The 22,201-nt window shown below is 71.0% G+C and carries 24 protein-coding genes and 4 tRNA genes; 9 read left to right on the forward strand and 19 right to left on the reverse strand.

The window, feature by feature from the left end:
- Positions 1–405: 405 nt before the first annotated feature.
- The 6 genes from ACZ6C1_RS26405 to ACZ6C1_RS26430 form a co-directional block, all read right to left on the reverse strand.
- Complete coding sequence (locus tag ACZ6C1_RS26405) at positions 406–1,353, reverse strand: SCO4651 family lipoprotein (RefSeq protein WP_469243867.1); 948 nt, start codon at positions 1,351–1,353, stop codon at positions 406–408.
- A 154-nt stretch (positions 1,354–1,507) separates the two neighbouring features.
- On the reverse strand, positions 1,508–2,236 hold the full coding sequence (rplA, locus tag ACZ6C1_RS26410; protein WP_084897868.1) for a 50S ribosomal protein L1: 729 nt from the start codon (positions 2,234–2,236) through the stop codon (positions 1,508–1,510).
- A gap of 80 nt (positions 2,237–2,316) precedes the next feature.
- On the reverse strand, positions 2,317–2,751 hold the full coding sequence (rplK, locus tag ACZ6C1_RS26415) for a 50S ribosomal protein L11 (RefSeq protein WP_064069966.1): 435 nt from the start codon (positions 2,749–2,751) through the stop codon (positions 2,317–2,319).
- A gap of 160 nt (positions 2,752–2,911) precedes the next feature.
- A complete protein-coding gene (gene nusG / locus ACZ6C1_RS26420; protein ID WP_469243869.1) occupies positions 2,912–3,778 on the reverse strand; it encodes a transcription termination/antitermination protein NusG in 867 nt (288 codons plus the stop codon).
- A gap of 76 nt (positions 3,779–3,854) precedes the next feature.
- Complete coding sequence (gene secE, locus ACZ6C1_RS26425) at positions 3,855–4,142, reverse strand: preprotein translocase subunit SecE (protein ID WP_073753440.1); 288 nt, start codon at positions 4,140–4,142, stop codon at positions 3,855–3,857.
- A 102-nt stretch (positions 4,143–4,244) separates the two neighbouring features.
- Positions 4,245–4,317, reverse strand: a tRNA-Trp gene (locus ACZ6C1_RS26430).
- A 193-nt stretch (positions 4,318–4,510) separates the two neighbouring features.
- Here ACZ6C1_RS26430 and ACZ6C1_RS26435 point away from each other — a divergent pair.
- Positions 4,511–5,737, forward strand: coding sequence for a pyridoxal phosphate-dependent aminotransferase (locus tag ACZ6C1_RS26435; RefSeq protein WP_469243872.1), 1,227 nt, complete (start codon positions 4,511–4,513; stop codon positions 5,735–5,737).
- A 124-nt stretch (positions 5,738–5,861) separates the two neighbouring features.
- Positions 5,862–6,878 (forward strand): adenosine deaminase, encoded by a 1,017-nt coding sequence (locus ACZ6C1_RS26440; RefSeq protein ID WP_469243873.1) that lies wholly within the window; start codon positions 5,862–5,864, stop codon positions 6,876–6,878.
- Between the two features lie 48 nt (positions 6,879–6,926).
- On the opposite strand, the gene ACZ6C1_RS26445 is transcribed toward ACZ6C1_RS26440, so the two are convergent.
- The 6 genes from ACZ6C1_RS26445 to ACZ6C1_RS26470 form a co-directional block, all read right to left on the reverse strand.
- Entirely contained in the window at positions 6,927–7,985 is a 1,059-nt protein-coding gene (locus ACZ6C1_RS26445) for a UDP-N-acetylmuramate dehydrogenase (RefSeq protein ID WP_469243875.1), read from the reverse strand.
- 252 nt (positions 7,986–8,237) lie between these two features.
- Positions 8,238–8,666 (reverse strand): MaoC family dehydratase, encoded by a 429-nt coding sequence (locus tag ACZ6C1_RS26450; protein WP_469243877.1) that lies wholly within the window; start codon positions 8,664–8,666, stop codon positions 8,238–8,240.
- 4 nt (positions 8,667–8,670) lie between these two features.
- On the reverse strand, positions 8,671–9,126 hold the full coding sequence (locus tag ACZ6C1_RS26455; protein WP_469243879.1) for an FAS1-like dehydratase domain-containing protein: 456 nt from the start codon (positions 9,124–9,126) through the stop codon (positions 8,671–8,673).
- Between the two features lie 85 nt (positions 9,127–9,211).
- Positions 9,212–9,376, reverse strand: coding sequence for a 50S ribosomal protein L33 (gene rpmG / locus ACZ6C1_RS26460; protein WP_003948671.1), 165 nt, complete (start codon positions 9,374–9,376; stop codon positions 9,212–9,214).
- 88 nt (positions 9,377–9,464) lie between these two features.
- Positions 9,465–9,537 (reverse strand) — tRNA-Met (locus ACZ6C1_RS26465).
- A gap of 44 nt (positions 9,538–9,581) precedes the next feature.
- Positions 9,582–9,654 (reverse strand) — tRNA-Thr (locus ACZ6C1_RS26470).
- A gap of 1,018 nt (positions 9,655–10,672) precedes the next feature.
- On the opposite strand from ACZ6C1_RS26470, the gene ACZ6C1_RS26475 reads away from it, so the two are divergent.
- The 3 genes from ACZ6C1_RS26475 to ACZ6C1_RS26485 are packed head-to-tail and all read left to right on the forward strand — an operon-like array spanning position 10,673 to position 13,099.
- Positions 10,673–11,905: an amidohydrolase family protein gene (locus ACZ6C1_RS26475; RefSeq protein ID WP_469243881.1), complete on the forward strand. Its 1,233-nt coding sequence runs from the start codon at positions 10,673–10,675 to the stop codon at positions 11,903–11,905.
- Positions 11,906–11,939: 34 nt separating this feature from the next.
- The gene (locus tag ACZ6C1_RS26480) at positions 11,940–12,596 is read left to right on the forward strand and encodes an SDR family oxidoreductase (protein WP_469243883.1); all 657 of its coding nucleotides are present in this window, start codon (positions 11,940–11,942) and stop codon (positions 12,594–12,596) included.
- Positions 12,593–13,099 (forward strand): GyrI-like domain-containing protein, encoded by a 507-nt coding sequence (locus ACZ6C1_RS26485; RefSeq protein WP_469243885.1) that lies wholly within the window; start codon positions 12,593–12,595, stop codon positions 13,097–13,099. The genes ACZ6C1_RS26480 and ACZ6C1_RS26485 overlap by 4 nt, the downstream gene beginning before the upstream one ends.
- A 119-nt stretch (positions 13,100–13,218) precedes the next feature.
- Here the strand turns inward: ACZ6C1_RS26485 and ACZ6C1_RS26490 are convergent.
- Positions 13,219–13,300 (reverse strand) — tRNA-Tyr (locus tag ACZ6C1_RS26490).
- Positions 13,301–13,504: 204 nt separating this feature from the next.
- Between ACZ6C1_RS26490 and ACZ6C1_RS26495 the strand changes: the two genes are divergently transcribed.
- The 3 genes from ACZ6C1_RS26495 (at position 13,505) to ACZ6C1_RS26505 (ending at position 15,385) form a co-directional block, all read left to right on the forward strand.
- Positions 13,505–13,993 (forward strand): YajQ family cyclic di-GMP-binding protein, encoded by a 489-nt coding sequence (locus ACZ6C1_RS26495; RefSeq protein WP_064069978.1) that lies wholly within the window; start codon positions 13,505–13,507, stop codon positions 13,991–13,993.
- 226 nt (positions 13,994–14,219) lie between these two features.
- The gene (locus ACZ6C1_RS26500; protein WP_469243887.1) at positions 14,220–14,717 is read left to right on the forward strand and encodes a methylated-DNA--[protein]-cysteine S-methyltransferase; all 498 of its coding nucleotides are present in this window, start codon (positions 14,220–14,222) and stop codon (positions 14,715–14,717) included.
- A complete protein-coding gene (locus tag ACZ6C1_RS26505) occupies positions 14,714–15,385 on the forward strand; it encodes an alpha-ketoglutarate-dependent dioxygenase AlkB family protein (RefSeq protein ID WP_469243889.1) in 672 nt (223 codons plus the stop codon). The genes ACZ6C1_RS26500 and ACZ6C1_RS26505 overlap by 4 nt, the downstream gene beginning before the upstream one ends.
- A 31-nt stretch (positions 15,386–15,416) precedes the next feature.
- Here the strand turns inward: ACZ6C1_RS26505 and ACZ6C1_RS26510 are convergent, their stop codons facing one another.
- Complete coding sequence (locus ACZ6C1_RS26510; RefSeq protein WP_469243891.1) at positions 15,417–15,686, reverse strand: GlsB/YeaQ/YmgE family stress response membrane protein; 270 nt, start codon at positions 15,684–15,686, stop codon at positions 15,417–15,419.
- A gap of 86 nt (positions 15,687–15,772) precedes the next feature.
- Here ACZ6C1_RS26510 and ACZ6C1_RS26515 point away from each other — a divergent pair, with 86 nt between their 5' ends.
- Entirely contained in the window at positions 15,773–16,987 is a 1,215-nt protein-coding gene (locus tag ACZ6C1_RS26515) for an APC family permease (RefSeq protein ID WP_469243892.1), read from the forward strand.
- 203 nt (positions 16,988–17,190) lie between these two features.
- Here the strand turns inward: ACZ6C1_RS26515 and ACZ6C1_RS26520 are convergent, their stop codons facing one another.
- The 5 genes from ACZ6C1_RS26520 to ACZ6C1_RS26540 all read right to left on the reverse strand — a co-directional run bounded on the left by ACZ6C1_RS26520 (position 17,191) and on the right by ACZ6C1_RS26540 (position 22,178).
- Entirely contained in the window at positions 17,191–17,583 is a 393-nt protein-coding gene (locus tag ACZ6C1_RS26520) for a YccF domain-containing protein (RefSeq protein WP_469243894.1), read from the reverse strand.
- Positions 17,580–18,443, reverse strand: a complete 864-nt coding sequence (gene htpX / locus ACZ6C1_RS26525; protein ID WP_469243896.1) for a zinc metalloprotease HtpX — start codon at positions 18,441–18,443, stop codon at positions 17,580–17,582. Before htpX ends, ACZ6C1_RS26520 begins: the two co-directional genes overlap by 4 nt.
- Before the next feature lie 146 nt (positions 18,444–18,589).
- On the reverse strand, positions 18,590–19,045 hold the full coding sequence (mscL, locus tag ACZ6C1_RS26530; protein WP_469243898.1) for a large conductance mechanosensitive channel protein MscL: 456 nt from the start codon (positions 19,043–19,045) through the stop codon (positions 18,590–18,592).
- Between the two features lie 47 nt (positions 19,046–19,092).
- Positions 19,093–20,628: an NADH-quinone oxidoreductase subunit N gene (locus tag ACZ6C1_RS26535; RefSeq protein WP_469243900.1), complete on the reverse strand. Its 1,536-nt coding sequence runs from the start codon at positions 20,626–20,628 to the stop codon at positions 19,093–19,095.
- Positions 20,625–22,178, reverse strand: a complete 1,554-nt coding sequence (locus ACZ6C1_RS26540; RefSeq protein WP_469244094.1) for an NADH-quinone oxidoreductase subunit M — start codon at positions 22,176–22,178, stop codon at positions 20,625–20,627. Before ACZ6C1_RS26540 ends, ACZ6C1_RS26535 begins: the two co-directional genes overlap by 4 nt.
- Positions 22,179–22,201 lie beyond the last annotated feature (23 nt).

A 22,201-nucleotide genomic window follows, 5' to 3' on the forward strand; every position in this document is an offset into this window, starting at 1 on the left:
GCCTGCCGGGCCAGCCTTGCCCGGCTCGGCGATCCGTCCTCTCGGGGCACCGCCCGAGCCCGGGAAGCTCCCGTGGCCCGCCCGGCGGGCGCTGCGCGGGGCGCGCACTGCCAGAGGTCTGTCACCGCCCGAGCCCGGCAGCGCCCGCAGCCCGCCGGGCCGGCTCTGCCGCGGCCGCGCCCTGCCGCAGGCCTGGTTCAGGCCGTAGCCCGCCCAAGCGGGGCCAGGCCCGGCGGGGGCGGGCTTCAGGGCCCCTGACGCCCGGGGAGCCGACGAGCGCCCGCCCGGCCGCCCCCGGGCCCGGCCCGGGCACCGCCGTCGCCCGGCGCGGGCGGCTGGGCGCCCCGTGCCGGGCCGGGCGGCCGTCCGGTGGCGGACGTCGGTGCCCGGGGTGGACGGGGACGGTCAGATACCGCTTTCCGGGTCGGCGGCGCCCGTGCCGGCTCCGGCCGCGCCGAGCTCCTCCATCATCTTCATGAAGTCGAACGTCTCCGCGGCCGGCGGGGCCACCACGGCGGCCTTGACCCCGTAGTCGGAGTAGTGGGCGGTGACCTTCACGGTGCCCTGGGGCATGGTCATGCCGATGTCCATCTTGACGGGGAAGCCGTCCCCGTCGACCCAGACCTCGGTGTCGTAGCCCTTGATCCCCGACTTCTCGGCCTGGTCGACCAGCTCCTTGCGCTCCTTCTCCGTGAGCACGTCGAGCGACTTGTTGGACTTCACCATGTCCTGGAAGGTCAGGGTGCCCTTGTAGTGCTCGGCATCCACGCCGTCGACCTTCTCGGATCCGACGTGCTTGAGGTTGGGCGAGTCCAGGAGCAGGGCGAGCTGCTGGGCCGGGGACTGGTTCATGTCCTCCAGGCCGCGCGTCATCTGCTTCTGGAGCTGCTTGTCACCGGACGCCTCGGCCATCGCGCCGAGGTCCATCTTCATCCAGCGCTTGCCGTCCATCTCCTTGGCGGCCTTGGCGCCCAGGTCCATGTACATGGCGTCGTCGAGCCACTTCACACGGAGCTGCTCGGGCATGTCCGCATCCGCGCCCGCCATCCCCTTGGGCATCTTCATGGTCATGTCCATGAGCGTGGGGTCCCACCCCATGACGCCCGACATCTCCATGGTCCCGGCGACGTCGGCCGATCCGGACATGGCCATCGTCATCCGGACCTTGGCCGTCTTGGCCTCCGCCGTCTTCTTGTAGGCCGCCTGGACGACCTTGGTCACGGCGTCCCGGGACTGCAGCTCGGGCACCCCCGTGGCCTTCTTGTCCCCCTCGTCCCCGCCCTGACAGCCGACGGCACCGACCAGCACCGTCACCGCTACCAGCGTGATTCCCGCGCGCTTGCGTACGGACATGCGTGTGTCCCCCACCCCTGCGTTCCCCTATGAATACGAGAAACGACCCTAACGCAGCCCTCTGACAACGTCGCCGAAAATAAAACCGGCCCCCGCCGCTCCGAAGAGCTGCGGGGGCCGGTTCAGCACGCGTGACCCGCGACTGCCGTCAGATTCAGACGGCGGCCGGGTCCTCCTCGACGAGGAGGTTGCGGGTGCGGTTGGCGTCCAGCGGGATGCCGGGGCCCATCGTGGTGGAAAGGGTCGCCTTCTTGATGTAGCGGCCCTTCGCGGCGGACGGCTTCAGACGGAGGATCTCCTCCAGCGCCGCCGCGTAGTTCTCGACCAGCTTCGTCTCGTCGAAGGAAACCTTGCCGATGATGAAGTGCAGGTTCGAGTGCTTGTCGACGCGGAACTCGATCTTGCCGCCCTTGATGTCGTTGACAGCCTTCGCGACATCCATGGTGACGGTGCCGGTCTTCGGGTTCGGCATCAGACCACGCGGGCCGAGGACGCGGCCGAGGCGGCCGACCTTGCCCATGAGGTCCGGGGTGGCGACGACCGCGTCGAACTCGTTCAGGCGGTTGCCCTTGGAGATCTCGTCGATCAGTTCGTCGGAGCCGACGATGTCGGCGCCCGCGGCTTCCGCGGCCGCAGCACGGTCACCGGTCGCGAAGACCAGGACCCGGGCGGTCTTACCGGTGCCGTGCGGAAGGTTCACGGTGCCACGGACCATCTGGTCGGCCTTGCGCGGGTCAACGCCCAGGCGGAAGGCGACCTCGACGGTGCCGTCGAACTTGGTGGCGGCGGTGTCCTTGGCGAGACGGACGGCCTCGAGGGGGGCGTAGTTACGCTCCCGGTCGACCTTGGCGTCCGCGCCGCGGAGTGCCTTGCTGCGCTTCACTGCTTCTCCTGGTGTGGTTCAGGTGTGGAGTTGTGGTCCGGGCCAGCGCGTGGCCCTCCCACAGGTCAGACGGGGGCTGCTCAGCCCTCGACCGTGATGCCCATGGAACGGGCGGTGCCGGCGATGATCTTCTCGGCGGCGTCCAGGTCGTTGGCGTTCAGGTCGGGCAGCTTGACCGAGGCGATCTCGCGGACCTGGGCGCTCGTGAGCTTGGCGACCTTGGTCTTGTGCGGCTCGCCGGAGCCCTTGTCCACACCCGCGGCCTTGAGGATCAGCTTGGCGGCCGGCGGAGTCTTGGTGATGAAGGTGAAGGAACGGTCCTCGTAGACCGTGATCTCCACCGGCACGACCATGCCACGCTGCGACTCGGTCGCGGCGTTGTAGGCCTTGCAGAACTCCATGATGTTGACGCCGTGCTGACCCAGGGCGGGGCCGACCGGCGGAGCCGGGTTGGCCGCACCGGCCTGGATCTGGAGCTTGATAAGCCCCGTGACCTTCTTCTTCTTGGGAGGCATTGCTCTCTCCGGGTCCTAGTGAGAGTTTCCAGCCACCATCCGACGTCATCCGGATGGAGGCATACCGCACAACGATAACGGGTATCCATGCGCGGCCAAAAACCGAGCAGGTCAGAACGGGCGCGAGACCCGGTCTGACCTGTTCGGAAACCTGTGGAGGTTAGTTCTTCTGGATCTGGTCGAAGCTCAGCTCGACCGGGGTCTCGCGGCCGAAGATCTCGACGAGGCCCTTGACCTTCTTCGAGTCGGCGTTGATCTCGTTGATCGTGGCCTGCAGCGTCGCGAACGGACCGTCGGTGACGGTGACCGAGTCGCCGACCTCGAAGTCCAGGACCTGAACCTCGACCTTGCGGGCCGGAGCCGGCTTGCCCTCGGCCTCGGCGGCCTCACGGGCGGCCTTCTCCTCGGCCTCCGGGGCGAGCATCTTGACGATCTCGTCCAGGGTCAGCGGGTACGGGTCGTAGGCGTTGCCCACGAAGCCGGTGACGCCGGGGGTGTTGCGGACGACGCCCCAGGACTCGTTCGTCAGATCCATGCGGACCAGAACGTAACCGGGCAGCTTGTTCTGCCGGACGTTCTTGCGCTCGCCGTTCTTGATCTGGACGATCTCTTCCTCGGGCACCTCGGCCTGGTAGATGAAGTCCTCGACGTTGAGCGAGACGGCGCGCTGCTCCAGGTTGGCCTTCACGCGCTTCTCGTAGCCCGCGTAGGTGTGGATCACGTACCACTCGCCGGGCAGACCGCGCAGCTCGTCGCGGAGCGCGGCGATCGGGTCGACCGGAGCCTCGGGCTCCTCCTCGGCCTCGGCCTCGACCTCGTCAGCGGCGGCCTCGTCCTCGACGGTCTCGTCGGCCTCGGCCTCGACCTCGGCGAGCTCCTCGTCCGCGTCCTCGTCCTCGACGTGGAGCGCGGCCTCCTCGGCGGCCTCGCCGACAGCGGCGTCCGCAGCATCCGCCTGGTCCTCGTCGGCCGCCTCGACGACGTCGAGCTCGTCCTGGGCGGACTCGTTCAGGTTCGGGTCAGACACGGTGGCTGCTTCTTCCTGGATACAGATGGGGTGGAACATGCGAAAAGGGGCGCCGGGTGGGCGCCCTCCGCGGGAATCAGCCGAAGACGTACTTGACTGCTTCCTGGAAGCCAAGGTCAATCACGGTCACCAGACCGATCATGATGACGACGAAGACGATAACGACGGTCGTGTACGTCGTCAGCTGGCTGCGAGTCGGCCAGACGACCTTGCGCAGCTCGGCGACAATCTGACGGTAGAAGAGCGCGAGACGGCCCAGCGGGCCCTTCTTTCCGCGCTTGCCGCCCTTGCGGCTCTTCTTCTTCGACTCCTGTGCTTCGTCCTCGGCATCAGGCATGTCGATGGAGCCTACGGCATCCGTCACGTCTCTCACCTGATTCCGGGTCGGCCGTGCCGCGCCCGGGTGGAGCCGCACGGCGGTGCAATGAAGTACATACCTGCGCACACAACCTGGCGGTGTGTGTAGCAGGGCCGGAGGGACTTGAACCCCCAACCGCCGGTTTTGGAGACCGGTGCTCTACCAATTGAGCTACGACCCTATGTCGTTCTCCCCCAACCTACCGCATCCGCAGAGGTGGTCGGTGAGGGCCAACGAGCAGAGAGTGTACGTGGTCAGCGGCGCCGCGTCGAACAGATAGCTCCTGACACGGCCCGCGCACCCGCTGTCCGGCCCCTGTCCGCACGGTGAAACCTGTGTGCCGCGCTCTTTCCCGGTCTGGGACGATGGGCCGCATGAGCGCTGCAACCCCTCCCACCGAGCGCCGGGTCTCCGCCCGAGTCGGCGCGATCTCCGAGTCCGCGACCCTCGCCGTCGACGCCAAGGCCAAGGCCCTCAAGGCCGCCGGGCGACCGGTGATCGGCTTCGGCGCGGGTGAGCCCGACTTCCCGACGCCCGACTACATCGTCGAGGCCGCGGTCGAGGCCTGCCGCAACCCGAAGTACCACCGCTACACGCCGGCCGGCGGCCTGCCCGAGCTGAAGGCCGCCATCGCCGCGAAGACGCTGCGGGACTCCGGGTACGAGGTCGACGCCTCCCAGGTCCTGGTGACCAACGGCGGCAAGCAGGCGATCTACGAGGCGTTCGCCGCCATCCTGGACCCGGGTGACGAGGTCATCGTCCCGGCCCCGTACTGGACGACGTACCCCGAGTCGATCCGCCTCGCCGGTGGTGTCCCGGTGGAGGTCGTCGCCGACGAGACCACCGGCTACCGGGTGTCCGTGGAGCAGCTGGAGGCGGCCCGTACGGAGAAGACCAAGGTCGTCCTCTTCGTCTCCCCGTCCAACCCGACGGGCGCCGTCTACACCGAGGCCGACGCCGAGGCGATCGGCCGCTGGGCCGTCGAGCACGGCCTGTGGGTCATGACAGACGAGATCTACGAGCACCTGGTCTACGGCGGCGCGAAGTTCACCTCGCTGCCGGCGATCCTGCCCGAGCTGCGGGACAAGTGCATCGTCGTCAACGGTGTCGCCAAGACCTACGCCATGACCGGCTGGCGCGTGGGGTGGATCATCGGCCCGAAGGACGTGGTCAAGGCCGCGACGAACCTCCAGTCGCACGCCACGTCGAACGTGTCGAACGTCGCACAGGTCGCCGCGCTGGCCGCCGTCTCCGGGAGTCTGGACGCGGTGGCGGAGATGCGGGCCGCGTTCGACCGCCGCCGCCAGACCATGGTGCGGATGCTCAACGAGATCGAGGGCGTCTACTGCCCGACTCCGGAGGGCGCCTTCTACGCATACCCGTCGGTGAAGGGGCTGCTGGGCAAGGAGATCCGCGGCAAGCGCCCGCAGACCTCCGTCGAGCTGGCGGCGCTGATCCTGGACGAGGCCGAGGTGGCGGTCGTGCCGGGTGAGGCGTTCGGTACTCCGGGCTACCTGCGGCTGTCGTACGCGCTGGGCGACCAGGACCTGGTCGAGGGTGTGTCGCGGATGCAGAAGCTGCTGGCGGAAGCGCGCGACTGACGGCCTCCGGATTTTCGGAGGTGACAAGCGGGCTCCCGGTCGGGGGCCCGCTTTTCCGTTCCCGCGGGCACCCGATCGGTGAAAGGGCCTCCCGCCCGGGGTTCCGGTTTGGCAAGATCCCCAGATGGAGCACGTTCGAGATCTGCGGTTGTTGCCCAAGGCCCATCTGCACCTGCACTTCACCGGGTCGATGCGGCCCGCGACCCTGCTGGAGCTCGCCGACAAGTACGGCGTCCATCTGCCCGAGGCGCTGACGGGCGGGGAACCGCCGAAGCTGCGGGCGACCGACGAGCGGGGCTGGTTCCGCTTCCAGCGGCTGTACGACATCGCCCGGTCCTGCCTGCGTGAGCCGGAGGACATCCGGCGGCTGGTGCGCGAGACGGCCGAGGAGGACGTCAGGGACGGGTCGGGGTGGCTGGAGATCCAGGTGGACCCGACGTCGTACGCCCCTCGGCTGGGGGGTCTGATCCCGGCGCTGGAGATCATCCTGGACGCGGTGGAGGCGGCGTCGCGCGAGACCGGCCTGGGCATGCGGGTCCTGGTGGCTGCGAACCGGATGAAGCACCCGCTGGACGCCCGTACGCTCGCCCGCCTCGCCGTCCGGTTCGCGGACCGGGGGGTGGTCGGGTTCGGGCTGTCGAACGACGAGCGGCGCGGTATGGCGCGCGATTTCGACCGGGCGTTCGCGATCGCGCGGGAGGGCGGGCTGCTGGCTGCGCCGCACGGCGGCGAGCTGACCGGGCCCGCGTCCGTACGGGACTGCCTGGACGACCTGCGGGCGGCGCGTATCGGCCACGGGGTGCGGGCGGCCGAGGACCCGCGGCTGCTGCGGCGGCTGGCCGAGAAGGGCGTCACGTGCGAGGTGTGCCCGGCGTCGAACGTGGCGCTGGGCGTGTACGAGAAGCCCGAGGACGTCCCGTTGCGGACGCTGTACGACGCCGGGGTGCCGATGGCCCTCGGGGCGGACGACCCGCTGTTGTTCGGGTCGAGGCTGGCGGCGCAGTACGAGATCGCGCGCGTGCACCACGGTTTCACCGACCAGGAGCTGGCGGAGCTGGCCCGCCAGTCGGTACGCGGTTCGGCGGCGCCCGAGGACGTCAAGGCGAAGCTGCTGGCGGGCGTCGACGACTGGGCGGCCTAGGTTCGGGCGAGCGGCGGGTGGCGGCCGCGTACTACCGGTCCTCGGGGCTCAGAGGCTGACGCCGACCGTCACGGGCTCGTTGACCAGCGTGACGCCGAAGGCGTCCCGTACGCCCGCGACGACCTCGCGTGCGAGGGCCAGGAGGTCCTCGGTGGTGGCCTCGCCGCGGTTGGTGAGGGCCAGGGTGTGCTTGGTGGAGATACGGGCGGGGCCGGTGCCGTACCCCTTGGTGAACCCGGCCTTGTCGATCAGCCAGGCCGCCGAGGTCTTGACCCGGCCGTCGTCGCCGGCCGGGAAGGCGGGCGGGGTGACGTCGGGGCCGAGCCGGTCACGGACACGGCCGAGGAACTCCTCGTACTGCTCCCGCTCCAGGATCGGGTTGGTGAAGAACGACCCCGCCGACCACGTGTCGTGGTCCTCGGGGTCCAGGACCATGCCCTTGCCCGCGCGGAGCTTCAGCACCGTCTCGCGGGCGGTGGCGGCCGGGACGCGGTCGCCGGGCTCCACGCCGAGCGCGCGGGCCGTCTCGGCGTACTTGATGGGCGCGCTCATGCCCTGCGCGTCCTCCAGCTCGAAGCGGACGCGCAGCACGACGAACCGGTCGGGTTCGGCCTTGAAGCGGCTGTGGCGGTACGAGAAGTCGCAGGCGGCGTTCGGGATGGTCACCGTCTCGCCGGTTCGGCGGTCGTACGCCACGACCTCCGTGATGGTGGCCGACACCTCCTGGCCGTACGCCCCCACGTTCTGGATCGGCGTGGCGCCCGCCGAACCGGGGATACCGGCCAGGCACTCGATACCGGCCAGTCCGGCCTCCACCGTGCGGGCCACGGCGTCCGTCCAGACCTCACCCGCGGCCAGCTCCAGCGACGTGCCCTCCAGGGCGAAGCCCCGGGTGGCGATGCGCAGGGCGGTGCCGTCGAAGCCCTTGTCGCCGATCACCAGGTTGGACCCGCCACCGATGATCAGCAGCGGGGTCCCGGCCTCGTCCGCCTCACGTACGGCGGCGACGACCTCGTCGTCGGTCGTGGCCGTGACGAGCCGGCCGGCGGGCCCGCCGAGCCGGAAGGTGGTCAGCGGGGCGAGGGGAGCGTCATGGATTTCCTGCACGGGCCCAAGACTACGGGCCGCCGCACGACGCCCCCACCCACCGGGCCCACCATGACCGGCACGGAGCCGGTGACCGTCGGCCGGGCGGCCGGGCGCCCGGGCGGCGGAAGGCGCGGCCCGGACCGGCCCGGCCGGGGCGGCGCGGCGCCGTCGGCCGGGCGGCCGGGCGGCGGAAGGCGCGGCCCGGACCGGCCCGGCCGGGGCGGCGCGGCGCGGCCCGGCGCGGCCCGGCCGGCCGGGGCGGCGGCGGCGTCAGGCGAGCTGTACCACCGCGCGAGACATGCCCAGCACCTTCTGGCCGGCGCTCATGGCCGTCAGGTCCACGCGGACCCGGTTGTCGTCCAGCTTCGCGGCGACCTTGCCGCTGACCTCGATCAGGGCGCCCGTCTCGTCGTTCGGCACGACGACCGGCTTGGTGAACCGCACCCCGTACTCGACGACCGCTCCGGGGTCACCCGTCCAGTCGGTCACCACCCGGATCGCCTCGGCCATGGTGAACATGCCGTGCGCGATGACGTCCGGCAGCCCGACCTCCTTGGCGAACTTCTCGTTCCAGTGGATCGGGTTGAAGTCACCCGAGGCGCCCGCGTACCGCACCAGCGTGGCGCGCGTCACGGGAAAACTCTGCGCCGGCAGCTCGGTGCCGACCTCGACCTCGTCGAATGCGATCTTCGCGGTCATCGCCTCACGCCTCCTCTGCCGCCGCACGGGCGACGAGCTTCGTCCACGCCGTCACCACGTGCTCCCCGGCCTCGTCGTGGACCTCACCGCGGATGTCGACAATGTCGTTGCCGGCGAGCGACTTGATCGCCTCGATGGTCGAGGTGACCGTCAGCCGGTCCCCCGCCCGCACCGGACGGGTGTACGCGAACTTTTGGTCGCCGTGCACCACGCGGCTGTAGTCCAGACCCAGCTGAGGATCCGCGATCACCTCGCCGGCCGCCCGGAACGTGATGGCGAACACAAAGGTCGGCGGCGCGATCACCTCGGAGTGACCGAGCGCCTTGGCGGCCTCCGTGTCGGTGTACGCCGGGTTCGAGTCCCCGATCGCCTCGGCGAATTCGCGGATCTTTTCCCGGCCTACCTCGTACGGCGCGGTGGGCGGATAGGTCCGCCCCACGAAGGACTGATCGAGCGCCATGTACTCGCTACCTCCTGGGTGTGTCTTTCGAACAAACGACACGAGGCCGCCCCCTGACGGGGACGGCCTCGTGTACGAGCCTGGTTCAGCGCGTTTCGCGGTGCGCAGTGTGCGCGTTGCAGCGCGGGCAGTGCTTCTTCATCTCAAGACGGTCCGGGTTGTTACGCCGGTTCTTCTTGGTGATGTAGTTCCGCTCCTTGCACTCCACGCAGGCCAGCGTGATCTTCGGGCGGACGTCGGTGGCAGCCACGTGAGTGCTCCTTGGACGGACGTTGGACGGATGAACGCATAAAAGAGTAGCCGATCGAAGGACCGACCCCACAATCGGCTACTGTGTGTAGCGGTGACCGGACTTGAACCGGTGACACAGCGATTATGAGCCGCTTGCTCTACCGACTGAGCTACACCGCTTTGATACGGAGTCCCTCACCCGAAGGTGAGGGCTACCGCACCAGAGCCCCAATACGGAATCGAACCGTAGACCTTCTCCTTACCATGGAGACGCTCTGCCGACTGAGCTATTGGGGCGAGCGATGAAGACATTACACGGTCGGCCGCCGTTCGCCCAAATCCGATTCCCGGCGGCTACCCCGCCACGCCCCGGCCACTCCTCCGGACGCCCGAAGGACGCTTCGGGTGCGGCTGCTTGCACCCTTCGACGCCCGGCCGCCGGGCCCTTCGAGACCCGGCGGCCGGGCCGCGCGAGGCAGGCTTGTCAGGCCCTGCCGAGCACGCTTGTCGGCTACAGGCAGGGACGTCGTCGGCCACGGGCAGGGAGCTGCGGGAGGGGGCAGGGGGCAGGGGGCCGCTGGGCGGGCATGGTCGGGGGCGTGCGGGGTGGGTGCTGATCGCGGGGCGGCGTCGGCCACGGTCAGGGACCCGCGGGGCGGGCACGTGTCGGGGGCCGCATCGGCCACGGGTCGGGGCCGCGTCGCTGCCGTCAAGCGCCCGCGCGACCACGGTCAGGGGCGCGTGGCCACGGTCAGGGGCGCGTCGCCGCCGTCAGGGACCCGCGTCGTCGCCGTGGTGACCGCCTCACCGCCGTGGTGACCGCGTCGCCGCCCTGCGGACCGCGACCGCCTCACCACCGTGGTGACCGCGCCGCCGCCCTGCGAACCGCGTCGCCGCCGCTCCGCAGACGCGCGCCGACCATCGGCCACGGACCGCCTGGACCGCCGTCGGTCCCTCGGGGGCGAGCCGTGCTCCCGGGCCCTGTCCGGGCTCGCCGGACCGGAGTCAGACGCCCGGCCGCTCCAACGGCCTCGCGCAGACGCCCCGCACGTGCGGCGCGGGCCGACCAGCCGGCCGCTACGACGGCGTGGCATCGGCCCCTCAGCCCCGTACGCCACTCGTGCCCCGCGCCGGTACGACTATTGCGCTCCTCCTCGATGCCCAGTCGAACGGCCCCTAGGCTCGGTTCACGCTGCGTGATCGCGCCAGTACACCGCCAGTACACCGCCAGTGCACCCCTACGGCCGCGGAACCGGCAGCCCCCCTCCGGGGCCGCGCCCGAGCCACCGAGCCCCCGAAGCCCGCCAGGAGCCCGATGTCCTCCGACAGCCAGCAGCCACAGCCACCCGAGGGCGCCACCGCCGACACCACCGCGCTGCTGCTGTGCGGCGCCCGCCTCACCGACGGCCGGACCGTCGACGTACGGCTCAGCGGCGGGCGCATCGAAGCCGTGGGCACCGCGGGCAGCCTGCCCACCCACGGCGCCCGCGTCGACCTCGCCGGTTACCTGCTGCTGCCCGCCCCCGCCGAACCGCACGGGCACGCCGACACCGCGCTCAGCGCCGACTGCCCCGGCCCCGTCTCGTACGCCACCGAGGACGTCCAACGCCGCGCCACCGAAGCCGCGCTGCTCCAGCTCGGGCACGGCGCGACCGCGCTGCGCGCCCACGTTCGCATCGGTGACGTCCAGGGGCTCGGCCCGCTGGAGGCGGTTCTCCAGGCGCGGCGCTCGCTGCGCGGGCTGGCCGACCTTACGGCGGTCGCCGTGCCGCGTCTGCTGACCGGCGTGGCGGGGGCGGACGGGCTCGCGATGCTGCGAGACGCGGTGAAGATGGGCGCCGGGGTGGTGGGCGGGTGCCCGGATCTGGACCCTGATCCGGCCGGGTACGCGGAGGCCGTGCTGGAGGTGGCGGCCGAGCACGGCTGCCCGGTGGACCTGCACACGGACGGCGACGACCCGGCGCGCCTCGCACGGCTGGCCGCCATGGTGGGAGGGCTGCGGCCGGGGGTCACCATCGGGCCGTGCGGGGCGCTGGGGCGGCTCCCCGGGGACGCGGCGGGGCGGGCGGCCGACCAGCTGGCGGCGGCCGGTGTGACGGTCGTGTGCCTGCCGCAGGGAGGCTGTGGCGGTACGGAGGTACGGGGTGTCGCGCCCGTGCGGCTGCTGCGGGCGGCGGGGGTGCGGGTCGCGGCCGGGAGCGGGGCGCTGCGGGACGTGGCCAACCCGGTGGGGCGGGGCGATCCGCTGGAGGCGGCGTACCTGCTGGCCTCCCAGGGCGGGCTGCGGTCCACGGAGGCGTACGGGGCGGTGAGCGGGGCCGCGCGGGGGGCGATGGGGCTGCCCGCCGTGCGGGTGGAGGCGGGGTTTCCGGCGGAGCTGCTGGCGGTGCGCGGGGAGCGGCTGTCGGGCGTGCTGTCACTGGCGTACAGCAGGATCGTGGTGCACCGCGGTCGGGTGGTGGCGCGGACCAGCGCGGTGCGGGAGTACTGCGACTCGGCGGCGGCGCTCGAACTGCCGCGTCAGGGGCGGCCGGACGCCCGTCCGTGAGCACTTCGGGCCGCGACGTCGTACGGTCGGGAGCATGCGCATTGTCATCGCTGGAGGACACGGTCAGATCGCCCTGCGGCTGGAGCGGTTGCTCTCGGCGGGCGGACACGAGGTCGCGGGCATCATCCGCAATGCCGACCAGGCGGACGCCCTGCGGGAGGCGGGCGCCGAACCGGTGGTGATGGACCTGGAGTCGGCGACCGTGGACATGGTCTCGGAGGTGCTGACGGGCGCCGACGTGGTGGTCTTCGCGGCGGGCGCGGGGCCGGGCAGCGGTGCCGAGCGCAAGGCGACCGTGGACCGGGGTGCGGCGGTGCTGTGCGCGGACGCGGCGGAGCGGGCGGGCGTACGGCGCTACCTCGTCGTGTCGTCGATGGGCGCCGACGCGGACCGGGCCGGGGACGAGGTCTTCGACGCGTACCTGCGGGCGAAGGGCGCCGCGGACGACTACGTACGGGCCAAGCACGGGCTGGAGTGGACGATCCTGAAGCCCGGCATGCTGACGAACGACGCCGGCACGGGCCTCGTACGGCTGGAGGCGTCGACCGGGCGTGGACCGGTACCGCGCGACGACGTGGCGGCGGTGCTGGCCGAGCTGGTGGAGACACCGGCCACGGCGGGGCTGACGCTGGAGCTGGTCAGCGGTTCCGTGCCCGTGACGGTCGCGGTGAAGGCGGTCGCGGGCGAATGACGTTCCCCGAACCGGTCGTGGTGGAGCGCGCCGAGCAGCCGTACGTCTTCATGCGCCGCTCGGTGACGATGGACGGCTTCGGCCGGATCGCCGACCGGCTGCCGGAGCTGGTGGGTTGGCTCGCCGCGCGGGGCTTCGAGGTCGCCGACGCGCCGTTCTTCCGCTTCAACACGGTGGACATGGCGGGCGAGTCGGAGGTGGAGGCGGGGGTTCCGGTTGCTGGGCACCCGTCGCTGCCGGAGCCGGAGGGCGACATCGGCGTGGCCCTGCTGCCGGCCGGCCGGTATGCGACGCTCACCCATGTCGGCCATCCCGACCGGCTGCTCGCGGCGGCCACCACGCTGCGGAAGTGGGCGGACGAGCGGGGTCTGGAGTGGGACATGCGGGAGGTGGACGGCGTCGAGCGGTGGGGGTGCCGCATCGAGTCCTACCGCACGGATCCCCGTGTGGAGCCGGACCCGTCCCGGTGGGAGACGGAACTGGCCTTCCGCCTCGCCGACTGAGCCCGCCCGCTGCCACCGGCGCCGCATACCGGCTCGCATGTCGGCTCGTATGTCTGTCGCGCCCCGGCACGCAAACGGCCCCTGACCGCGTTTCCGCAGATCAGGGGCCGTTCATCGCGTGGCGGCGCCAGGATTCGAACCTGGGTAGGCTAAGCCGACGGATTTACAGTCCGCTCCCATTGGCCACTCGGGCACACCGCCATGGGATGTCGCCAGGAGTATGGCCGCTTTTCAGCGGTGCTCCCCGGCAACGACGTAAACGATACCTGATGTCCGGGGGTGCTTCGCCACCGGATTGATCAGCACTCGCGGTGGGCGGGATGGCTAGGCTTTGGGGTGGCGGTCCGGCGAGCCGGCCGTACCTCTCAGCAACCTCTACGCACGCGACCCAAGGAGCCACAGGACATGGCCGACTCCAGTTTCGACATCGTCTCGAAGGTCGAGCGGCAGGAGGTCGACAACGCCCTCAACCAGGCGGCGAAGGAGATCTCGCAGCGCTACGACTTCAAGAACGTCGGGGCCTCCATCGCCTGGTCCGGCGAGAAGATCCTGATGCAGGCGAACTCCGAGGAGCGGGTGAAGGCCATCCTCGACGTGTTCGAGTCCAAGCTGATCAAGCGCGGTATCTCGCTGAAGTCGCTGGACGCCGGTGAGCCGCAGCTGTCCGGCAAGGAGTACAAGATCTTCGCCTCGATCGAGGAGGGCATCTCCCAGGAGAACGCCAAGAAGGTGGCGAAGATCATCCGTGACGAGGGCCCGAAGGGCGTCAAGGCGCAGGTGCAGGGCGACGAGCTGCGCGTCAGCTCCAAGAGCCGCGACGACCTCCAGGCCGTCATCGCGCTGCTGAAGGGGCAGGACTTCGACTTCGCCCTGCAGTTCGTGAACTACCGGTAGGACCGTTCACGGGCGGACCGGGCGCGGGCCGGACGCGGCCGGGCGTGGACCGGACATCGGGCGGATCGGGGGCGGGTACGGCTTCGGCCGGCCCGCCCCCGCCCTGTGCGCGGGCACCCTGGGCGCGAGCATCCTGGGCGGCGGGGGAACCGTCATGTCCGAAAACCGCCAGCTTGTGGGTGCTCGGGCACCCAGACTGGTGGGCAGGCGAGGAAGGGAACGGATCATGACGGTGTACGCGTACGTCGACGGCCCGCTGGGCGAGATGCTGCTGGTCGGCGAGCAGTCCGCGGACGGCCGGACCGCTCTCGCGTCGCTCTCCCTGCCGGGACAGAAGGGCGGGGCGACCGTCCGGGACGGCTGGCGGCACGCTCCGGAGGCGTTCGAGGGCATCGCGGCTCAGCTACGGGCGTACTTCTCGGGCGGGCTGAACCGCTTCGACCTCGCGTACGCCGACGCCGGCACCGACTTCCAGCGGCGGGTGTGGCGTGCGCTCGAGGACATCCCGTACGGCACGACCGTGACGTACGGGGAGATCGCGGCGCGCGTGGGTGCGCCGGGTGTCGGAGTACGGGCCGTGGGGACCGCGATCGGGCGCAACCCGCTCCTGGTGGTGCGGCCCTGCCACCGGGTGATCGGAGCGGACGGGGCGCTGCGGGGGTACGCGGGCGGGGTGGAACGCAAGGAGCGGCTGCTGGGGCTGGAAGGCGCGCTCGTACGGTGACGGACGGGCTGTTCCGGCTGCCGCGCGAGCCGGCGGAGGTCGCCCCCGGGGCGGTGCACGTGCCGGGGTGGCTGCCGTTGGAGCGGCAGCGGGAGCTGGTCGAGGCGTGCCGGGAGTGGGCGCGCGGTCCGGTGCCGATGCGGCACACGGTGTTGCCTGGCGGTGGGGTGATGTCCGTTCGGACGGTGTGTCTGGGGTGGCACTGGCAGCCGTACCGGTACACGAGGACGGCCGATGACGTGAACGGCGCCCGAGTGACTCCTTTCCCGGACTGGCTGGCGGACCTGGGGCGGGCTGCGCTGGTGGCGGCGTATGGGGACGGGAACGGGTGTGACGGGGTTTACGCCCCGGACGCAGCGCTGATCAACTTCTATGACGGTGCCGCCCGTATGGGCCTGCACCAGGACAAGGAGGAGCGGTCCGCCGCCCCGGTGGTGTCGCTGAGCATCGGGGACACCTGCGTCTTCCGGTTCGGGAACACCGAGACGCGGAACCGCCCGTACACGGACGTGGAGTTGGCGTCGGGGGATCTGTTCGTCTTCGGTGGTGCCTCACGCTTCGCGTACCACGGGGTGCCGAAGGTCAGGCCGGGGACGGCCGACCCCGCGGTCGGGCTGGGCTCGGGCCGGCTGAACATCACGCTGCGGCAGACGGGACTCGCGGGCTGAGCCCCGGCACTCGCGGGCTGAGCCCCGGCGTTCAGCGTGAGCGGGAGTGGCCGAACAGGATGCGGTAGGCGATCAGCAGCACCAGCGAGCCGCCGATGGCCGCGAGCCAGGTGGGCCCGTCGTAGAACTGGTTGCTGATCGTCCGGTCCAGGAACCGTGCCGATATCCAGCCGCCGACGAAGGCGCCCGCGATGCCGATGAGCGTCGTCCCGATGAGCCCGCCCGGGTCACGGCCGGGGAGCAGCACCTTGGCTATGACGCCGGCCAGCAGCCCCAGGATGATCCAGCTGAGGATGTCCATGCCGTGAACCTGCCTTTCGTGCGGTGTTGTCCTGGAGGACGCCGGTGGTGCGGGCGGTGGTTGCGGAGATCAGTAGGGTGCGGTGCATGACACAAGAGCTACGGCGGTCGCTGGGCGTCTTCGACGCGGTCGTCATCGGTCTCGGCTCGATGATCGGAGCCGGGATCTTCGTGGCTCTCGGCCCGGCGGCCGGGGTGGCCGGGAGCGGGCTGCTGCTGGGACTGGCGCTGGCCGGAGCCGTCGCGTACTGCAACGCCATGGCGTCGGCACGGCTGGCCGCCCGGTACCCGGCTTCCGGCGGGACGTATGTGTACGGGCGCGAACGGCTGGGTCCTTTCTGGGGCTACCTCGCGGGCTGGGGATTCGTGGTCGGCAAGACCGCCTCGTGCGCGGCGATGGCGCTGACGGTCGGTTCGTACGTGTGGCCCGAACAGGCGCACGCGGTGGCGGTCGCGGCGGTCGTAGCGCTGACTGCCGTGAACTACGCGGGCGTCCAGAAGTCGGCCCTGCTCACGCGCGTCATCGTGACCGGCGTACTGGCGGTTCTGGTCGCGGTGGTCGTCTCCTGTCTCGGATCGGGCGCGGTGGACGCCGGGCGTCTGGCGCCGGGCGGGGATGTGACGGCGGGCGGGGTGCTGCAGGCGGCGGGGCTGCTGTTCTTCGCGTTCGCCGGGTACGCGCGGATCGCCACGCTCGGTGAGGAGGTGCGGGACCCGGCGCGGACCATCCCACGGGCGGTACCGCTGGCGCTGGGTATCGCACTGGTGGTGTACGCGGGTGTGGCGGTCTCCGTCCTGTCGGTGCTCGGGGTGCGGGAGTTGGGCGACTCGGTGGCTCCGCTCGCGGACGCGGCACGGGCGGCGGGCGCGGACTGGCTGGTGCCGGTGGTGCGTGTGGGCGCGGCCGTGGCCGCGCTGGGTTCGCTGCTGGCGCTGATCCTCGGAGTGTCCCGTACGACGCTGGCGATGGCGCGTGACGGCCACCTGCCCCGTACGCTCGCCGCCGTGCACCCGCGCTTCAAGGTGCCGCACCACGCGGAGCTCGCGGTGGGGCTGGTCGTCGCGGTGGTGGCGGCGACGGCGGACGTGCGGGGGGCGATCGGCTTCTCGTCGTTCGGGGTGCTGGTGTACTACGCGATCGCCAACGCCGCGTCGTGGACGCTCGGTTCGGGGCGGGTTCTGGCGGTGGCCGGGCTGGCGGGCTGCCTGGCCCTTGCGTTCGCCCTGCCCCTGTCGTCGGTCCTGGCGGGCACGGCGGTCCTGGCGGCGGGCGCGGTCATGTACGCGGTGCGGCGGAGCTGACGCGCCGCGTCGCGTCATATTCGGGTGCGGGGCGCGCCCTCGCAGCCGACCGGCAACTGCTGCTTCTCGGTCATGTGTTCATGGTGCACCACGGCACTGACAATCACGCGAGGACGACCTCGACGCCCCGTTCGACGATCAGGTCGACGAGTTGGAGGGGTCCTCGTCGTCGACGGGTCGCCGGGCGATGGCGGGGTCCGGCGTCACTGGGTGGCGAAGGGGCGGTCGCTCGGCACGATTTCCTTGCCGAGCGGCAGCAGGCAGACCGGGATGAGCTTGAAGTTGGCGATTCCCAGGGGAATGCCGATGATCGTGACGCACAGGAGGAGGCCGGTGACCACGTGTCCGAGCGCCAGCCACCAGCCGGCGAGCACCAGCCACAGGACGTTGCCGATGCAGGAGGCGGCGCCGGCGTCGCGGCGGTCGACGACGGTCTGGCCGAAGGGCCACAGCGTGTAGAGGCCGATGCGGAAGGCCGCCACGCCGAAGGGGATGCCGAGGATGGTGATGCAGAGGAGCAGGCCCGCGACCATGTAGCCGAGGAACAGCCAGAAGCCGCCCAGGAGCAGCCATATGAGGTTCAGGATTGCTTTCACGGGCGATGACCTGCCATCTGTTCGAGTCGGGCGATGCGTTCCGCCATCGGCGGGTGGGTCGAGAACATCTTGGCGAACCCCTGACCGGGACGGAACGGGTTCGCGATCATCATGTGGCTGGCGGTCTCGATCCGGGGCTCCGGCGGGAGCGGGAGCCTCTTGGTGCCCGCCTCCAACTTGCGCAGCGCACTGGCCAGGGCGAGCGGATCGCCGGTGAGCTGGGCTCCGGAGGCGTCCGCCTCGTACTCCCGGGAGCGGCTGATGGCGAGCTGGATCACCGACGCGGCGAGCGGGCCCAGCAGCATGATCAGCAGCATGCCGAACAGGCCCGGCCCGTCGTCGTCGTCGGAGCGGCCCACGGGGATCAGCCAGGCGAAGTTGACGAGGAACATGATCACGGAGGCGAGGGCTCCGGCGACCGAGGAGATCAGGATGTCGCGGTTGTAGACGTGGCTCAGCTCATGGCCGATGACGCCGCGCAGCTCGCGCTCGTCGAGGATCTGGAGGATCCCCTCGGTGCAGCAGACCGCGGCGTTGCGCGGGTTGCGCCCGGTCGCGAAGGCGTTGGGGGCCTGGGTGGGCGAGATGTAGAGGCGGGGCATCGGCTGGCGGGCCTGCGTGGAGAGGTCCCGGACCATCCGGTACAGCTGGGGTGCCTGGAATTCGCTCACGGGGCGTGCCCGCATGGCTCGCAACGCGAGCTTGTCGCTGTTCCAGTACGCGTACGCGTTGGTGCCGAGGGCCACGAAGAGCGCGACGACGAGACCCGTACGGCCGAAGAAGCTGCCGATCAGGATGATGAGTGCGGACAGTCCCCCGAGGAGTACGGCGGTCTTCAGCCCGTTGTGCCGGCGGTGCACGGTACGCCCTCCAAATGGTGCGGCAGGGGAACCCTTTGCCTGGTGCTGGTCCACTGTTCAGTGGACCCTCCCGTACTGGTCAACGCCAGGCGGGCATGGCGGGTTCCCTTGTGCGCCGGGGGCGGGGGGTGGGCCGTCCGGGTGACTCAGCGCTGGGCGGGCAGCCCGGCCTTCTCCAGTGCCTCCGCCACCGGCTCGACCTCGCTGGTGCAGTGGGCGCAGCGGCTGGCGACGGCGGGGATCTCGGTGAAGCAGCGCGGGCAGTCGCGGACGGCCGCCTTGATGTCGAAGGGCTCGTCGCGCTTGAACCGGGTCTGGATCTTCATCATCGGGACGACGACGCAGAAGTAGAGCACGGCCGCGGTGATCACGAACGCCAGGGCGGCACTGATGAACAGACCGTAGGGGAACTTGGCGTCCCTGACCGTGAAGTAGGAGTGGCTGAAGTCTCCGACCGTGCCCGTGGCGAGACCGATGAGCGGGGTGATGAAGGCGTTGCTGAAGGCGGTGACGACCGCCGTGAAGGCCGCGCCGACGGCCAGGCCGATCGCCATGGAGATGACGTTTCCCCGGAGGATGAAGTCCTTGAAACCGTTCAGCACGGCCGTGCTCCTAGGTAGTGCGGGGGCTGTGGAGGGCTGGGCATGGGTCAGAAGAGGCTGTCGGCGGCGAAACGCAGCACCAGTTGGGGGTAGCCGGACAGCACCACACCGGCGACGGCCGTGACGACGATGGCCACGGTGACGGGCGCGGGGACGGGCTGCTTGAGCGGCGGCTGCGCGGGGGCCCCCTCGGGCGCCCGGAACAGCAGCCCCGTCCATTGCAGGTAGTAGTAGAGGGCGATGACGACGTTGAGGCCCATGACGACCGCGAGCCAGCCCAGGCCCGCGTCGACCGCCGCCGAGAAGACGGTGACCTTCGCGAAGAGGCCGATGATGCCCGGCGGCAGGCCGGCCAGGTTGAGCAGGAAGAACCCCATCGCGAGCGCGGCGCCGGGCCGGGTGGCGTACAGGCCCCGGTAGTCGGAGATCCGGTTCAGCGGGTGCGTACGGGCCACCAGGGCGGCGACCGCGAAGGCGCCGAGGTTCACCACGGCGTACATCAGGGCGTACGCGACGGTGGCGCCGATCTGGTCGTCGCCGGAGTACGCGGCCGCCGCGATCGGCACCAGGAGGTAGCCCGCCTGGGCCACCGACGACCAGGCCAGCAGCCGTACCGCGCTCCACGCGCGCGTGGAGACCTGCCGGAGGGCGGCCACGTTGCCGACCGTCATGGTCAGCGCGGCGAGCACCGCCAGGGCCGGGCCCCACACGTCCGCGTACGTCGGGAAGGCGATGACGGTCACCAGCACGAGGCCGGTGAACCCGACCGCCTTGCCGACGACGGACAGGTAGGCGGCGATGGGCAGCGGCGCGCCGACATAGGTGTCGGGCACCCAGAAGTGGAACGGCACGGCGGCCGTCTTGAAGGCGAAGCCGACGAGGGTGAGCGCGACACCCGCCTTGGCGAGGGTTTCGAGCTGCCCCGGGACGTCGTCCAGGCTCTGGGCGATCTCCGTCAGGTGCAGGGTGCCGGTCGAGGCGTACACGAAGCTGACGCCGAGCAGCATGACGGCCGTGGCGGTGACGGAGGAGAGGAAGAACTTCAGCGCCGCCTCGCCGGACATGCGGTCGCCGCGCTTGAGGCCGACGAGCGCGAAGGCGGGCAGCGAGGCGACCTCCAGGGCGACGACCAGGGTGGCCAGGTCGCGGGAGGCGGGCAGCAGAGCGGCACCGGCGGCCGAGGAGAGCAGGAGGAACCAGAACTCCCCGGCCGGGAGCCTCTCCTTGGTGTCGTGGAGCGACAGGAGCGCCGTCAGGAGCGCCCCGCCCAGGACCAGGAACTGGATGACCAGGGTGAAGTGGTCGGCGGTGTAGCTGCACGCGTCGGCGTCGGTGGTCAGGCAGAAGGTGCTGCGGTCGCCCTTGCGCAGTGGTACGAGGGTGAGGATCGCCGCGACGAGGCCGGCGATCGCGCCCCAGCCGAGGAGCTGCTTGCGCGCCTTCGGTACGAAGAGGTCGGCGACGAGCACGACAAGGGCGACCACGGCGGCGATGGTCGGCGGTGCGACGGCGGCCCAGTCGACGGACTGGACGAGGTCGCCCGCGCTCGGAGCACTCGGGGCGCTCGTGGCTGCGAGGGTCACGACTTGCCTCCTGCGAGGAGCTTCTGCACGGCCGGGTCGGTCAGGCCGAGGAGGACCGCGGGCCAGAGGCCGGCGACGACGGTGAGGACGGCCAGTGGCGACCAGGCGGCGTATTCGTACGGCTGGACGTCGGCGAGGGCCGGCTGTTCGGCGGTGGGCCTGGCGCCCATGCAGACGCGCCGTACGACGACGAGGAGGTACGCGGCGGTGAGCAGTGTGCCGAACGCGCCGACGGCCATGAAGGTGAGGAAGGCGGGGCGGCTGAGTCCCTCGGCGGGCTGGAACGCGCCGAACAGGGCCAGCATCTCGCCCCAGAATCCGGCGAGGCCCGGCAGTCCGAGCGAGGCGACGGCGGCGAAGGCGAGGAGGCCGCCGAGGCGGGGCGCGCGGCCGTAGAGCGCGGCACCGGTGGCTCCGGCGAGGATGTCGAGGTCGGCCGTGCCGTACCGGTCCTTGATGGCGCCGACCAGGAAGAACAGGAGGCCGGTGATGAGGCCGTGGGCGATGTTGGCGAACAGCGCGCCGTTGACGCCCGTGGGCGTCATGGTCGCGATGCCGAGGAGGACGAAGCCCATGTGCCCCACGGAGGAGTACGCGATCAGGCGCTTGAGGTCGCCCTTCGCGCCGGTACGGGCGAGGGACAGGCACGCCAGCGATCCGTAGATGATGCCTGCGGCGGCGAACGCGGCGAGGTAGGGCGCGAGGATGTGCATGCCGTCGGGCGTGATGGGCAGGGCGATCCGGACGAATCCGTACGTACCCATCTTGAGCAGGACGCCGGCGAGGAGGACGGAGCCGACGGTCGGCGCGGCGGTGTGGGCATCCGGCAGCCAGCTGTGCAGCGGCCACATCGGGGTCTTCACCGCGAGGCCGATCCCGACCGCGAGAACCGCGATGACCTGCACGGACGTGGTGATGTCGCGGCCGTTGTCAGTGGCGAGTGCCACCATGTCGAAGGTGCCGGCCTTCAGCCCGATGAGCAGCAGGCCGAGCAGCATGACGACCGAACCGAGCAGTGTGTAGAGGATGAACCGCCAGGCGGCCGGCCGCCGCCCCTCACCGCCCCAGCGGGCGATGAGGAAGTACATCGGGATGAGCACCATCTCGAAGGCCAGGAAGAACAGCAGCAGGTCGAGGACGGCGAAGGTCGCCAGCGTGCCGGACTCGAGGACGAGCAGCAGGGCGACGAAGGCCCGGGGGGACGGGCCCGCGGGCATCTTGAAGTAGCTGTACAGCGCGCACAGGAAGGTCAGCAGCGCGGTCAGGACCAGGAGGGGGAGGGAAATGCCGTCGACACCGAGGTGGATCCGTACGTCGAGTGCGGGGATCCAGCTGATGTCCGTCGTGGCCTGCATCCTGGACGGCTGGTCGTGGTCGAAGCCGAGCGTGAGGACGATCGCGGCGGCGAGGATCGCGCCGGTGACGGTCACACCGTGGCGCAGGACGGCCTGGTCCGGGGACTTCCCCTTCAGCCCGGGCGGGGCGGGCAGGAGGGCCGCCGCGGCGCCGATGAGCGGGCCGACGACGAGGAACGCGAGAAGGAACTGCATCACGGATTCGCTGATATCGATCA

Source organism: Streptomyces sp. NPDC041796 (assembly GCF_055590785.1).